The organism is Tamlana flava, assembly GCF_041287255.1.
Taxonomy (GTDB): Bacteria; Bacteroidota; Bacteroidia; order Flavobacteriales; family Flavobacteriaceae; genus Tamlana; species Tamlana flava.
Genome location: NZ_JBGGTX010000004.1, coordinates 425936 through 440292 on the forward strand (window position 1 = coordinate 425936; position 14357 = coordinate 440292).

Here is a 14357-nt window from a genome sequence, read left to right on the forward strand (position 1 = left end):
GTTAAATAATTGTTATTTTTGTTCACCTTAAAAATTAATATATCTATTATGAAAAAAATAATTTTAAGCCTTAGTGCCTTATGTTTGGTGGCTTTTACATCATGTAAAGAGAATGCCGCCAAAAAAATTGAAGAAAGCAATGTGGCAGCTGCAGCAGAAAGAGATGCCGTGGCATCGCAATTTCCTGTAATTGAGTTCGATAAAACCGAACATGATTTTGGTGAAATTGAAGCCAAAACACCAGTTGAAACCGTATTTACATACAAAAATACCGGTGATGCCCCTTTGGTTATAACCGATATTAAAAGCTCATGCGGCTGTACTGTTCCCCAAGATTGGAGCAGAGATCCTTTGAACCCAGGCGACACCGGTCAATTTACAGTAAAGTTTAATGGAAGTGGTTCCAATAAAGTTTCGAAAACCATTACCGTTACAGCAAATACAGAAAAAGGCAGCGAAGTGGTTAAAATAACCGCTTTTGTAAAGCCAGATCCAAATAAACCAACACCAGCTGCGGCTCACTAATTATATTTAAAATGGGAGAAGGAGGAATTGGCAGTTTATTGCCATTCGTATTAATGTTTGTGGTAGTGTATTTCTTTATGATAGCACCACAAATGAAACGTGCAAAGAAAGAAAAGAAATTTGCTGCCGAATTAAAACGCGGCGATAAAATAGTAACCAAAAGTGGGTTACATGGAAAAGTGGCAGATTTAAACGACAAAGACAACAGTTGTATTATTGAAACTATGGCTGGAAAACTTAAGTTTGATAAATCAGCAATTTCTATGGAAATGAGCACAAAGCTCAACGCACCCGCTAAGGAATAGAAATCTATTTACTGCACAATAAAAAAGCTTCCAATATTTTGGAAGCTTTTTTATTTAACATAGTCTTGTGATTCTCTCGGGCCTATCCGTTTGCGATTAGCGCTCTGTTTTTGTAATTTTGCAAATATGAAAAAAGGAATAGGTAAAGAACAAAATTACAGAGTCTTCAACTTTAATTTTTTGGTTTTTAGAAATCAATCAGATAAATTTATCCCTCCAGCAATCTAGTTTTTAATTGATTTCAGGTAAATCCTGTTTTTGAATAAAAAAGTACCGTTCTCAGCGATACATTAACCTCATTCCATTTTTTAAGTTTAATCTTTTTTAAAATTAGAAAAGACTGCAAATAATTTTCTATACATGACCATAAAAACCTATGATGCCTTTACTAGGCTGTCAATCATTAACATAAACCGCATTACCAATTTTTTGTTTCAGAATTTCGACCAGTTTCGCGACTCGAAGAGCGCCATTAGAAAGTCCTTAATGTACGCTGCAAAAGAGATTCCGGGGTTAGGCGGTTATGTATTTTTACTTGAGCATAAAGACGAAATTGCAGGTGCTGTTGTGGTAAATAGAACGGGAATGAACGAATATCTTTCTGAGAACATATTGGTTTATGTTGTTGTTAAGAAGGAGTTTCGTGGAAAAGGAATTGGCAAAAAATTGATTGAGCACACCATTAACTATTGTAAGGGAGATATTGCCATTCATATAAATAAGGATAATCCTGCCGTTAACATGTTCAAAAATAAAGGGTTTAAGCCGCGAAATATAGAAATGAGATTAACGCGTCACTAATTAATAAAAGCATTAGATCAATAGTAAGTTTAAAATAATACTATATATGAAAATATTATATATCAGAAGAAAAACAAAATACGAAAAACGACACAGCGTAAAAATGGGCGAATTAACAACTAGGGTTACATACATTAAAAAATATTTGCTGGGACTACCAGTTAAAACGCTTCACAAATACAGAAGAACCTATTATGGTGAAGTTAAAAGTTGTGATGATTGCATGTTGTTCGTTTAACGTTAAAAAGAAAAAGCACCTTTAGTAAGGTGCTTTTTGGATATATTATGGTGTTAGCTTTAGAAACGGTAACGAATACCTAAAGCGATATCAAAATCTAAATCGTCTCTATAATCACCAAAACCTAATTCTGGCCTTGCGTCAATAGATAATTGTAGTGGAATATCAAAATTATATTCGATTCCTATATCTCCAGCAACAAAAGCGAATGTCTCGCTATCATCAAATCCAGGAGGAACATTATCAAAGCTGTAAGAGCCAAGTCCACCACCAACACCTGCGTACCAATTAAAATTGCCCTCCAGAATCCAAACCCACTGGTAAATTCCAGCTAGTTTGTATCCGTCGTAACCATTTCCACTTCTAAGGCCTAAGTCTAATTCTAGTCTGTTGTTTTCACCCAAAGCACGTTGATAAGAAATCTCGGCTCCAAAGCCATCGCTATCTCCTAAACGCAATCCAATGGCATTGTCCGAAATGTCTTGGGCGTTAGATGCAAATGTAAATCCGAGTAAGGTAATTGATAATAAAAATAATTTCTTCATAAATTAAAAGTTTTATTGTTAGTAGTATATACGACCCTTTTTAAGAAAAAGATCATTTTTTTTGTTCTTCGAATTATTTTACAAAAATAACGCCAAAAATGTAATTATCTTTATGAGCTGTATAGTTTTGTAAATAATTTTTCAATTTAATGACATTAACGTCACATTTACAGGCATTAAGAAAAAAGTTTTCTGGTGAACTTTTTTATGATGATTTGATAAAATCAATTTATGCAACAGATGCCTCAGTTTACAGAATGTTGCCACTGGCGGTGGCGTATCCAAAAAATGAAGAAGATATAAAAGAACTAATCAGATTTGCTAAAACCCATAAAACCTCATTGATTCCCAGAACAGCTGGAACTTCGCTTGCTGGGCAATGCGTGGGTGAGGGCATTGTGGTTGATGTTTCCAAATACTTTACAAAAATAATTGAAGTTGATGAAAAGGCCCAAACGGTAACGGTACAACCAGGTGTGGTTCGCGATGCTTTAAACAACCATTTAAGGCCATATGGCTTATTTTTTGCACCAAACACTTCAACTTCAAACCGTTGCATGATTGGTGGTATGGTGGGTAATAATTCTTCGGGAACGACCTCAATTCAATATGGTGTTACACGGGATAAAGTTCAAGAAATCCATGCTATTTTGAGCGATGGAAGTGAGGTTGTTTTTAATGAAACCACCGTTGAAGAATTTCAAGCCAAAACGAAGCAAACAGATTTAGAAGGACATGTTTACAGAACTGTTTTTGAAGAATTAAATTCTAGAGTAGTTCGAAACCAAATTTTTGAAAACTTTCCTAAACCGGAAATACACCGAAGAAACACGGGTTACGCCATAGATGAATTAATTAAAACTGATGTTTTTTCTAAATCGGATGACAAATTCAATATGTGCAAGCTGCTTTCGGGAAGTGAAGGTACGTTGGCATTCACCACGCAAATCACTTTAAAATTGGACAAGTTGCCGCCGCTCGAGGCTATTGTGGTTGCTGTGCATTTTGAAAGCATTCAAAGTTGTATGAACGCTGTGGCATTGACCATGAAACACAATTTGTATGCCTGCGAAATGATGGATAAAACCATTTTGGATTGTACAAAACACAACAAAACCCAACTTGAAAACAGGCAGTTTATCGTTAAAGACCCCAAGGCTATTTTGATGTGCGAGGTTAGAGCTAATACCTCCAGTGAAGTTATGGTTTTGGCCGATAAATTGATTGAAGATATTAAAGCTTCAAATTTAAGTTATGCCAACCCTAAACTTGTTGGTGAGGATGTAAATAAAGCTAACAATTTAAGAAGTGCAGGTTTAGGCTTGCTAGGCAATATAATTGGAGATAAAAAATCCGCAGCATGTATTGAGGATACGGCTGTGGCCCTGCCAGATCTGGCGAATTATATTAAGGAGTTTTCAGCATTGATGAAAGGTTATAACCAAGATGCCATTTATTATGCCCATGCTGGAGCTGGTGAGTTGCATTTGCGACCAATTTTAAATTTAAAGAAAGCCGAGGACGTTGTATTGTTCAGAAAAATAACTACTGATGTTGCCCGTTTGGTTAAAAAGTATAAAGGCTCCATGAGCGGGGAACATGGTGATGGCATTGTGCGTGCTGAGTTCATTCCAATGATGATTGGGGATAAAAATTATGCTATTTTAAAAGAGATTAAAACGGCTTTTGATGCGGATAATATTTTCAATCCTGGAAAGATAGTTGATGCTTTTAAAATGGATCAATCTTTAAGGTATAAAGCAGATAGGTTAGAGCCAGAAATAGAAACGTTGTTGGATTTTTCAAAGTCTCAAGGAATTTTAAGGGAAGCCGAAAAGTGCAATGGTTCAGGTGATTGCAGAAAACTACCCGAGTTTGGAGGTACAATGTGCCCAAGCTATAGAGCTACCCGAAATGAAAAAGATACGACGCGAGCAAGGGCTAATGCGCTTCGTGAATTTTTGACAAATTCTAGTAAATCCAATCGATTCAACCATAAAGAATTGAAAGAGGTTTTTGATCTGTGCTTAAGTTGTAAAGCCTGTGCCAGTGAATGCCCAAGTAGTGTGGATGTAGCTTCTTTAAAAGCCGAATTTCAATTTCAATACCAAAAGGCAAATGGGATTAGTTTGCGTACAAAGGCATTCGCTTATAACAATAGTTTAAATCGTTATGGAAGCTTGTTTCCTAATATTTCAAATTTTGTGTTTTCAAATGGTTTTACGTCTTCAATTTTAAAAAAATCATTAAACGTTGCCAAGGAAAGAAGTTTACCGTTGATTTCGAATAAAAGTTTGTATAAATACTATAGCAGTTTCAAAACAACATGGAACAGAGGTAATTATATAAAAAAGGTATATTTTTTTAATGATGAGTTTACCAATTATTTAGATGCTTCTATAGGAATTGATGTTTTAGAACTTTTAAAAAGTTTAAATTATTTTGTTGAAATAATTGATAATGCTGAATCTGGCCGTTCATTTTTATCAAAGGGTTTATTGGAACAAGCAAAAGATATGGCAAACAAAAATGTTTCCATTTTTAGAAATTTGGTTTCAGCAGAAACGCCTTTGATAGGGATTGAGCCTTCAGCAATTTTAACATTTAGGGATGAATATTTGAAATTGACAGATGATAAAACTTCGGCAGAAGCCCTATCGAAAAATACGTTTTTAATAGAGGAATTTATTCAACAGGAAATTGAATTGGGTAACATAAAACCGGAACAATTTACTTTAGAGACAAGAACTATAAAATTCCATGGGCATTGCCATCAAAAATCCTTAGGCAATCAATTATCTAGTTTCGCCGTTTTAAATCTGCCAAAAAACTACAAAGTTACTATCATTCCAAGTGGTTGTTGTGGTATGGCTGGTAGTTTTGGCTATGAAAAAGAGCATTATGAGGTAAGCATGAATATTGGTGAACAGACTCTATTTCCAACGGTGAGAAAGGCTTCAAAAGATACTATTATTGCAGCAAACGGCACGAGCTGTAGGCACCAAATTAAGGACGGCACGCAACGTTTGGCAAAACACCCCATTACCATTTTAAGGGAAGCCTTGCTCAATTGATGAGTTTTATTTTGTTTTTTTGCTGTATTGTTCAACTATGGTAATAGCAGCAATGAGGTCTTTAGTTTCCATATTAAAGGCTTCGTCTTCGTCCTCTACAGCAAAGGGCAATAATTTATCTTTATTGTAATTGTAAATTTTCCAACGTTTAAATTGATATTCTAGAGCCGTAAAATTTTCCACCCAATCACCAGAGTTTAAGTACATGGTTTTTCCTTGTCTATTTTCCTTGTAAACCACTTTGGGCTGATGTATATGACCACAAACAACATAATCGTAACCATTTTCAATGGCCAAATCTGAAATTACGGTCTCAAAATCGCTAATGTATTTTACGGCACTTTTCACACTGTTTTTTATTTTTTTGGAAAAAGAATAACGTTCCTTACCGCGTTTTTCTAAAATCCAATTTACAAGTCTGTTTATTAGTGTTAAAAGGTCGTAGCCGTAACCACCCAGTTTTGCAAACCATTTGGCGTTTTGAATGGAGATATCAAAAACATCACCATGAAAAAACCAAGCTTTTTTTCCGTCAAGCTCTAAAACTGCTTTGTCTAATATAGAAATATTGCCAATTGTTGTGTCACTAAATTTTCTCAGCATTTCGTCATGGTTTCCTGTAATGTAGATAATTTCAACACCATTAGAAGCCATCGTCATTATTTTTTTGATGACTTTTAAATGTGATTTCGGAAAATATTGTTTACTAAATTGCCAAATATCAATAATATCTCCATTAAGAATAAGCTTTTTTGGAGCAATGCTGTTAAGGTAATTCAACAAATGTTTGGCGTGACAACCGTAAGTTCCTAAGTGAACATCAGATATCACAGCAATTTCTACTTTTCTTCTTATTTCCAATTCAGGTGTAGGTTTATTTGGTACAAATAACAAGTTTTAGTATTATGTGGATATTATCTGATAATTATTTGTTTATGAGGCTATTGTTAATTAATTGTTACGGACACTATTTTCTATAAGGCAATAACTTAGTGCGTTTTCTTTTCCTAATTTATAGGATTAGCGTTATTTTAGCCCAAAATTGAAACTTATGGCTGGTAATTCCTTTGGAAAACTGTTTACGCTTATGACTTATGGTGAATCTCATGGGCCTGCTTTGGGCGGTGTTATTGATGGTTGTCCACCGGGAATTGAACTGGATTTTGACGCGATTCAAGATGAATTGGATAGACGTAAACCAGGGCAGTCTGCCATTGTTACCCAACGTAAAGAACCAGATGGGGTTAAGTTTCATTCGGGAATTTTTGAAGGTAAGACCACAGGAACTCCAATAGGTTTTGTTATTGAAAACACAAATCAGAAATCCCATGATTATTCACATATAAAGGATAGCTACAGACCTAGTCATGCAGATTATACTTATGATAAAAAATATGGTTTGCGCGATTATAGAGGTGGTGGACGAAGTTCTGCCCGAGAAACTGCATGTAGAGTAGTGGCTGGAGCCATAGCAAAACAGATGTTAGGTGATGTTGAAATCAATGCCTATGTTTCAGCGGTTGGCACGATGAAGCTTGATAAGCCTTATACGGACTTAGATTTGACAAAAATAGAATCTAATATTGTGCGTTGTCCGGATCAGGAAATGGCAAAAAAAATGGAAACTTTTATTAAAGAAGTGCGTAGTAAAGGCGATACCGTTGGTGGCGTTGTAACCTGTGTGATAAAAAACGTGCCGGTTGGTTTAGGTGAACCCGTTTTTGACAAGCTTCATGCGGAATTGGGCAAGGCCATGTTATCTATAAATGCCGTAAAGGGGTTTGAATATGGTAGTGGATTCCACGGTAGTACCATGTATGGTAGTGACCATAATGATGCCTTTAATAGTGATGGCTCAACAAAAACTAATTATTCTGGTGGTATTCAGGGTGGGATAAGCAATGGTATGGACATTTATTTTAATGTTGCCTTTAAACCAGTTGCTACACTTATTCAAGAATACGAAACTATTGATAAAGAAGGTAAAGTTGTTAAAATGCATGGTAAAGGACGTCATGACCCTTGCGTTGTTCCAAGGGCCGTGCCTATTGTTGAGGCTATGGCCGCACTTGTTTTGGCAGATTTCTATCTAATCAATAAGATTTATTAGCAATTTATATTTGTTCTTTTGGGTTAAGCCTCAAATTTGTACTTAGTAAGCTTCGCAAATTCATTTTAAATATTTTATTCCAAGTTTAAGATTATTGAGTTTTTCATGCATTGATGGCCTGTTGATGACATTTAGGCCTGACATACAACATCTAAATATGTAATTTTTTGAAAAAAATCGACAAAACGCTTTTTTTTTACGATAAATTACATAGATTTGTGCTTTAATCCCTTAAATCTAAACCATGAAACTAAAGATTTTCATTTGCAGTTTTGCCTTCCTACTGGTAGCTAGTGTTAGTTTTGCTCAAGGCAAAAAGGACCCTAAAAGTATTATTAGCGAAAAAATTTCCATAAAAAAATATCATAACAAGGAGGAACTTGACCGTATGCAAAAAGGTGAGTTGATAGAACTTTACACGGAAAGAAATCAAGTCTTGATAAATACCTTGCCATATATTGCTTTTGCTACAAAGCCAGGAATTACCATGTCTACTTTAGGTATTCCAAATGATAGCGATAACAGAAAAGCTTTAGAAGACCAATTTGATACTACTGATGACTATCTTGAAAAGTCAACTGAGTTTCATAAAGTGTATTTACCCTATTCAGATACTAAGAATTTGATTGCGGCAATATTATTTTATGAAGAAATCATGAAATCATTACATCAATATAGCGAATTTCGTCAGTAGTAAATTTGTCTATTTTAAGATTTAGATTCTGTTTTAATTTGAATAATTTAAGTGTGAAATTCAAGATATCAATTTACTTCATAGTCAATTATTCTTGCAATTTTCATCAAAGAATATCAAATCTTAAAATAGTAGAAATACAACACAATCATTTTCTTTTCCAAAAATTTTAAACCCTAAATAGGTTTGTATAGCGGTTTGATGTATTTCATCGAGTGATTTTGCTTATAAAAATTTCAAAAAGATGTATTTCAACGAAATAATTGGTATTTCATAGAATTTTTTGTATTTTTGGTTTATAATATTAAAGAAAAAACATAACGAGTTTTTAATCATAAAATGAATGACAATGAAAAACTTTACCCAAATCATTTTCATATTTCTTTTTGCAACGGGCCAACTTTTTTCCCAACAGGAAAAGGGAATATTGGGTTCTGAGAATTGGCTAAATAATTGGACGGAATTTAGACCCAACCAATCAGACTACGGAGAGCCTACAAAAATATTAGCCGGAAATATTACCGAAAACACCATCTTGAAGAAAAGTCAAGTTTACTTATTGCTTGGTAGTGTGTTTGTAACTAACGGAGCAACCTTGACCATTGAGCCTGGAACGGTTATCATGGGTGACCAAAAAACAAATGGCTCACTTACCATAACCAAAGGTGCTAAAATTGAAGCCTCTGGACTTCCAACAGATCCTATAGTGTTTACTTCTAATCGCACGGTAAAAAGAGCAGGAGATTGGGGAGGTATCATTATGCTTGGTAATGCGGCATCAAATAGATTTGGCAATGGTTCTGCTTCCTCCTTTTTTCCAGATTTGCCCCCATCAAATTATGCATTGGCAAACTATGGTGGTGAAAATGGCCAAGATGACTCGGGCATTCTAAAATTTGTTAGAATTGAGTACGCGGGCAAGCGTCTCAAAAATGGTTCTTACTTTAGTGGCCTTTTATTGGCTGGAATTGGGAATTCAACTACCCTCGAAAATATTATGGTTTCCTATTCTGGTGGAAACGCCTTTGATGTTTGGGGTGGACGTTTGGATATGGTCAATATGGTATCGTTTAGAGCCAATAATAACGATTATGAATTCAATTTTGGTGCCCAGTGTCACTTAACTAACTCTTTGGCTGTAAGGTCACCTTATGTGTCTAACAGTACGGGTTCGAGGTGCTTAAGGGTTATGTCTTATGACAGAAAAGAAAATATAGATTTTTCAAAGAAAGCAACTTCCATTGTGGCTAAGAATATAACTTTTGTAAATGATAGTCCAGATTTGGAAACCGATATAAAAATGGGACTTGTAAAGGCCGCAGTATATGTTGGTGATTATGCATCTTTGGACATGAACAAGAGTGTTATTTCTGGCTTTAACCCAGCAGTTATTTTGGAAGACAAGATTTCTGTAAATCAACAAAACTTAGAAAAGATTAAGTTTAAGTCAATGTATTTCAACAATTGTAACGGAAACATATTTGTTGAAAACAATGCAAACAATGAAGATTTAGAGAACTGGTACGGCAACAGTGCGTTTTTTAATGTGTACTCTAAGAGTCCAAATGCAGAGACATTCATTGATTTTTATAATGAAAGAAGACCAGATTTTAGGTTGCGCATTAACAAGATTATAGCTTCAAATGAAGTAGACCCAGATTTAAGAATGGATTAAAAGAAAACCAATTGAATAAGCCCCAAATCCTATTGTTTATTTTCCTTATTTTGATATGTTCATGAATTTAGGGAATTCTTTAAAAACCTAACACATAGAATGTTAGGCGATAATTGTTTTTGGGAGTATTGTTTGCTGAATAAAATAATATCGAATGAAGAATTTTACTCTAACTAACATTTTAATTTGCCTTGTTTTCTCTGTCTCGGAGAATAGCTTTGCGCAAATGGTTATTGGTAAGCCTAGTTTAGGTTTTACACAGGCGTGTGCCAGTCCTTCATTCAATACTTATAACGTAACCTTTAGTTTTTCGCCAGACACAGCTTTATTGCCAACCAATCAGTTCATGATAGAATTATCTGATGAAACAGGGGATTTTTCAGACGCAACAATCATATATTCATCTAACGCTGGTGCTGTAACAACATCTCCGGCTACTTTAACTTTTTCAGTTCCTATATCAATATCTGGTGAAGCTTATAAAATAAAAATTAAAAGTACTGCTCCAGTATCATCCAGTACACCATCTAACACGTTTGCGGCTTACTATAAGGCCCAAGACACACCGTTTTCTATTAACAATTTAATTGCAACCGGTTCTTATTGTTCTGGAGGAAGTTATTTGTTGACCATTGATAACCCTGGTGGAGAGGACAATGATTCTCCATTGCAGTATCCATCTCTCACATTTAATTGGTATAAGGAAACAAGCCAAACCACGTCCGTTTTTGTAGCTGAAGGCGAAACCTTTAGTGTTAGTGAGCCAGGAACTTATTTTGTTGAAACGAATTATGGCACATGTACTTCTAATTCATATTCAAATAGAGTTACTGTTAGTCAAGTAACTTCACAAAGTACTTCAAGTATCAGCTCAAGTAAAGGAAATCCATTTTGCTCTGGTGAAGGCGCTACAATTCTAAGTGCCATTAACGGGAATAGTTACCAATGGTATAAAGATGGCGAGGTAATTTCTGGTGCATCTGGACAAATGTATGAAACAAGCGAATCGGGAACATATTCTGTATCCATTAATTTGGGTGATTGCACTACAAGTGCATCTATAGATTTGGAAAGCACAGGATTTACAAGTGATATTAACGTTGAAAAAGTTAACATGATTGATGAAAATGAAACTTTAGAGGTCATTGTTACAACAGATGCCGTTGGTCCGCAATTCAAGTGGTTTTTAAATGAATCATTAATAGCAAGTGCAGTTACAAATACCTATGAGGTCAATCAAACAGGTAGCTACAAAGTTGTGGTCAACCAAACTTCAGGCTGCACGGCGTCAAGTGAATTTAGTTTTCTTGTTCAAAACACCTTTCCCAATGTTGTTGAAATCCCGAATTTAATTAGTCCGAACAATGATGGAGCTAATGATACTTGGATTATTCCCCAAGAATATGTTAGTGGCACCAATACAGAAGTTACCATATTAAATTCATCAGGAAAAGTGGAACTTCAAACAAATAACTATCAAAATAACTGGCCAGAAAATCAAATTGATTTTAAGAGTATAAACCCAGTATATTACTATATCATAAAACCCCAAAACGGCAAGACCAAAAAAGGCTCCATTACTGTGGTCAAATAGCATGACAAAACATATTGTACATATTATTTTGTTACTCTGTTTTATACAGCAACTCTATCCTCAAAATGACGATGGAGTTGTTGCGTTTGACATACCAGCCAGAAATTCTCTAAAATTTAACAGGTATATTATTAACCCAACCTTCAGTTTTGTTAGGGAACAAAATCGATATATAAGCTTTAATAACAAGCGTGAGTGGGTTCAATTTGATGACGCACCACAAACCTATTTATTTAGTTATTCAGGTAGATTTAGAGAGAATATAGGTATCGGTGCTGGTTTGTTCCAGCAAAATTATGGGGTGTTAACCAATTTTGGAGGTATATTAAATTTTGCATACAACGCGGTTTTGGATAGAGAAAGCAATTTAACGTTTGGATTGAATTTAGGATTCAATAAAAGTGGCATCAACGACGGAAATGTCATTGCAAACTTTCCGGACCCGTCATTAAACAATATACCATCCAACTCTGTTATTTCCATTAATCCTGCAATTAATTACGGTACGGCATTTTTTGATTTTGGATTATCTGTAAACAATTTGGTGTCTTACAATCTAACTAATTCAGCTATGATTGAAGATAACCCAGCTCAGGCATTGCAAGCACACATCATGTATACCGGATATGTTAATAGTCGTGGTTTTTTTGACGAAAGTAAATTTTCTGGTTTGCTTAGATCGGAATTTCAAAAAGATGAAACCTTAATTTCTGGAATTATGATGTTAACCGTGCCAAAAGGAATTTGGGGACAAGTTGGGTATAATACATTATATGGTATGTCGGCTGGTATCGGATTAAATATTAGTGAGCAACTTGCCATAGAGTATAATTACGAAAAGGCTATGGGTAACTTGTCTGCCTTTGGCAATTCACATGACATTACTTTGGCGTTTAAATTTAATAATTCATTTAGATATAATTATAGTGGTGATGATGAAGAGGAGGCTTTATTAATCCCCTCAAAGCGTAAAAATACTAGGGTAGCAAAACGAAGAACTTCCTCAAGTCCAAAACCACGTAAAAAGTCAGAAACTAAAGTTGCCCAAACAAAATATTTGGGTACAAATGGAGCATCAACAAATGGTGTTGAAGAAACCAAAATAGAAGTTGCCCAAGCAGAAACTTTAGAAAAGGGACAACAAGAGCAAACTAGATTAGCTGAAGAAGCCAGTGTAAAAGCTGAAAAAGAGGAACAAGCAAGAATAGCGGAATTGGCTAGAGTTAAAGCCGAGCAAGAAAAAGAAGCAAGATTGGCCGAGGAAGCCAGAATCAAGGCTGAGACAGAGGAAAGGTCGAGAATAGCAGAAGCAGGTAGAATTAAAGCCGAGCAAGAAGAACAAGTAAGACTATTTGAGGAAGCTAGAATCAAAGCCGAGCAAGAAAAAGAAGCAAGATTGGCCGAGGAAGCCAGAATCAAGGCTGAGACAGAGGAAAAGGTGAGAATAGCGGAAGCAGCTAGAATCAAAGCCGAGCAAGAGGAACAAGCAAGAATAGCCAAATTAGCTAGAGTTAAAGCAGAGAAAGAAAAAGAAGCAAGATTGGCCGAGGAAGCCAGAATCAAGGCTGAGACAGAGGAAAAGGCGAGAATAGCAGAAGCAGCTAGAATCAAAACCGAGCAAGAGGAACAAGCAAGAATAGCCGAATTAGCTAGAGTTAAAGCCGAGCAAGAAAAAGAAGCAAGATTGGCCGAGGAAGCCAAAATCAAGGCTGAGACAGAGGAAAAGGCGAGAATAGCAGAAACAGCCAGAGTTAAGGCCGAACAAAAAGAACAGTTAAGATTGGCTGAAGAAGCTAGAATTCAAGCTGAAGAAGAAGCTAAACAAAAGCTTGTTGAAGAAACTCAAGTTTCAGAAAATAACATAGTGTCTGGTTTTGTTCAAAAAATGAATGATTTGGCAAAATCATCTGAGGAAACCAATAAACAACAGCGTGATTTACTGTTGAAATTAACCGAAAAAGTAGCCAGCAAGCAAAAAGATCTAGATGACCTTAAAGAGGAAAACGATTTGAGCGAGCAAGGCATTTATCAGGAACCAAAAGCGTTTAAGAGCGTTTCAGCAGAAAATGCTGTTTTAGAATCATTAAAAACAGAAATAGATGACGCTATAAATGAACAAAGTGAAAAAATAGCGGAACTTGAAAACTTATATCAAGCCAGACTGAAAAAAGTTAAAAATAAAAATGATGCCGCTAATTTGGCTTATTTGGAAACTATTGAATCTTTAAAAGACGAGCAGTCGCAAATAGTTCAGTCTAAAGAAGAACTTTATTCAACGTTGGCAGAAATTAAAGTGGCAACAGAAATTGAGAGAAAACGTAGAATCAAGCGAGCGCTTTATGATAATCAGGAAGACCAATATAACAAGGATAGAGCGAGTTTGGAACGTATTAAAAAGTTTACTGAGCCGAGCACAGAGCCTTTAACATCAGCCGATTTTGATAGTGGAGAAGAGTTGACCAACATTCAAATTGTTAAAGGAATAGCGAATATTGAGAATGGATATTATATGGTGGTGGCTGTACATAGTAACAAAGAAAAGAGAGATGAATTCTTGACAAAAGCTATTGCATCTGGTGAAGAGAACATTGATTTCTTCTTTGATGTAAACACCAATAAATACTATATATATAATAACAAGTTTGATTCTTTAGATACTGCAAATACTATAATGGGTTCTAAAGGTAGCAAACCTTATAATAGCAATATGTCAATTGTAAAAGTTGAAAATTAAATGAATCCTCAATTATTCTATTAGGAATAAGATTTTAGTAGCTAAAAGACCGTTAAGTTTTT

General features: G+C 35.2%; 12 protein-coding genes. 10 read left to right on the forward strand and 2 right to left on the reverse strand.

Annotated elements, in window-relative coordinates; all coding sequences use genetic code 11:
• The first annotated feature begins 48 nt into the window (after nucleotides 1-48).
• The 4 genes from ACB104_RS13695 (at nucleotide 49) to ACB104_RS13710 (ending at nucleotide 1869) form a co-directional block, all read left to right on the forward strand.
• Entirely contained in the window at nucleotides 49-525 is a 477-nt protein-coding gene (locus tag ACB104_RS13695) for a DUF1573 domain-containing protein (protein ID WP_370479612.1), read from the forward strand.
• Between the two features lie 11 nt (nucleotides 526-536).
• A complete protein-coding gene (gene yajC / locus ACB104_RS13700) occupies nucleotides 537-830 on the forward strand; it encodes a preprotein translocase subunit YajC (protein WP_370479613.1) in 294 nt (97 codons plus the stop codon).
• Between the two features lie 360 nt (nucleotides 831-1190).
• Nucleotides 1191-1631 (forward strand): GNAT family N-acetyltransferase, encoded by a 441-nt coding sequence (locus ACB104_RS13705; protein ID WP_370479615.1) that lies wholly within the window; start codon nucleotides 1191-1193, stop codon nucleotides 1629-1631.
• Between the two features lie 46 nt (nucleotides 1632-1677).
• On the forward strand, nucleotides 1678-1869 hold the full coding sequence (locus ACB104_RS13710; RefSeq protein ID WP_370479616.1) for a hypothetical protein: 192 nt from the start codon (nucleotides 1678-1680) through the stop codon (nucleotides 1867-1869).
• Nucleotides 1870-1928: 59 nt separating this feature from the next.
• On the opposite strand, the gene ACB104_RS13715 is transcribed toward ACB104_RS13710, so the two are convergent.
• On the reverse strand, nucleotides 1929-2414 hold the full coding sequence (locus ACB104_RS13715) for a hypothetical protein (RefSeq protein ID WP_370479617.1): 486 nt from the start codon (nucleotides 2412-2414) through the stop codon (nucleotides 1929-1931).
• Between the two features lie 149 nt (nucleotides 2415-2563).
• Between ACB104_RS13715 and ACB104_RS13720 the strand changes: the two genes are divergently transcribed.
• Nucleotides 2564-5488, forward strand: a complete 2925-nt coding sequence (locus tag ACB104_RS13720; RefSeq protein ID WP_370479618.1) for an FAD-binding and (Fe-S)-binding domain-containing protein — start codon at nucleotides 2564-2566, stop codon at nucleotides 5486-5488.
• A 6-nt stretch (nucleotides 5489-5494) separates the two neighbouring features.
• Here the strand turns inward: ACB104_RS13720 and ACB104_RS13725 are convergent, their stop codons facing one another.
• Entirely contained in the window at nucleotides 5495-6382 is an 888-nt protein-coding gene (locus ACB104_RS13725; RefSeq protein ID WP_370479619.1) for a UDP-2,3-diacylglucosamine diphosphatase, read from the reverse strand.
• Nucleotides 6383-6539: 157 nt separating this feature from the next.
• On the opposite strand from ACB104_RS13725, the gene aroC reads away from it, so the two are divergent.
• The 5 genes from aroC (at nucleotide 6540) to ACB104_RS13750 (ending at nucleotide 14295) form a co-directional block, all read left to right on the forward strand.
• Complete coding sequence (gene aroC / locus ACB104_RS13730; RefSeq protein WP_370479621.1) at nucleotides 6540-7598, forward strand: chorismate synthase; 1059 nt, start codon at nucleotides 6540-6542, stop codon at nucleotides 7596-7598.
• 244 nt (nucleotides 7599-7842) lie between these two features.
• The gene (locus ACB104_RS13735; RefSeq protein ID WP_370479623.1) at nucleotides 7843-8292 is read left to right on the forward strand and encodes a hypothetical protein; all 450 of its coding nucleotides are present in this window, start codon (nucleotides 7843-7845) and stop codon (nucleotides 8290-8292) included.
• Nucleotides 8293-8641: 349 nt separating this feature from the next.
• Nucleotides 8642-9967, forward strand: coding sequence for a beta-helix domain-containing protein (locus ACB104_RS13740; RefSeq protein ID WP_370479624.1), 1326 nt, complete (start codon nucleotides 8642-8644; stop codon nucleotides 9965-9967).
• Between the two features lie 154 nt (nucleotides 9968-10121).
• On the forward strand, nucleotides 10122-11561 hold the full coding sequence (locus tag ACB104_RS13745; protein WP_370479626.1) for a T9SS type B sorting domain-containing protein: 1440 nt from the start codon (nucleotides 10122-10124) through the stop codon (nucleotides 11559-11561).
• A gap of 1 nt (nucleotide 11562) precedes the next feature.
• Nucleotides 11563-14295, forward strand: coding sequence for a PorP/SprF family type IX secretion system membrane protein (locus ACB104_RS13750; RefSeq protein WP_370479627.1), 2733 nt, complete (start codon nucleotides 11563-11565; stop codon nucleotides 14293-14295).
• Nucleotides 14296-14357: the final 62 nt, after the last annotated feature.

Excerpts from the sequence above, each read along its gene's own strand:
- ACB104_RS13710 (WP_370479616.1), top strand. The coding sequence starts at position 1,678 with ATGAAAATATTATATATCAGAAGAAAAACAAAATACGAAAAACGACAC.
- ACB104_RS13695 (WP_370479612.1), top strand. The coding sequence starts at position 49 with ATGAAAAAAATAATTTTAAGCCTTAGTGCCTTATGTTTGGTGGCTTTT.
- ACB104_RS13750 (WP_370479627.1), top strand. The coding sequence starts at position 11,563 with ATGACAAAACATATTGTACATATTATTTTGTTACTCTGTTTTATACAG.
- ACB104_RS13735 (WP_370479623.1), top strand. The coding sequence starts at position 7,843 with ATGAAACTAAAGATTTTCATTTGCAGTTTTGCCTTCCTACTGGTAGCT.
- ACB104_RS13715 (WP_370479617.1), bottom strand. The coding sequence starts at position 2,414 with ATGAAGAAATTATTTTTATTATCAATTACCTTACTCGGATTTACATTT.
- ACB104_RS13720 (WP_370479618.1), top strand. The coding sequence starts at position 2,564 with ATGACATTAACGTCACATTTACAGGCATTAAGAAAAAAGTTTTCTGGT.
- ACB104_RS13740 (WP_370479624.1), top strand. The coding sequence starts at position 8,642 with ATGAAAAACTTTACCCAAATCATTTTCATATTTCTTTTTGCAACGGGC.
- ACB104_RS13745 (WP_370479626.1), top strand. The coding sequence starts at position 10,122 with ATGAAGAATTTTACTCTAACTAACATTTTAATTTGCCTTGTTTTCTCT.
- ACB104_RS13705 (WP_370479615.1), top strand. The coding sequence starts at position 1,191 with ATGACCATAAAAACCTATGATGCCTTTACTAGGCTGTCAATCATTAAC.
- aroC (WP_370479621.1), top strand. The coding sequence starts at position 6,540 with ATGGCTGGTAATTCCTTTGGAAAACTGTTTACGCTTATGACTTATGGT.
- yajC (WP_370479613.1), top strand. The coding sequence starts at position 537 with ATGGGAGAAGGAGGAATTGGCAGTTTATTGCCATTCGTATTAATGTTT.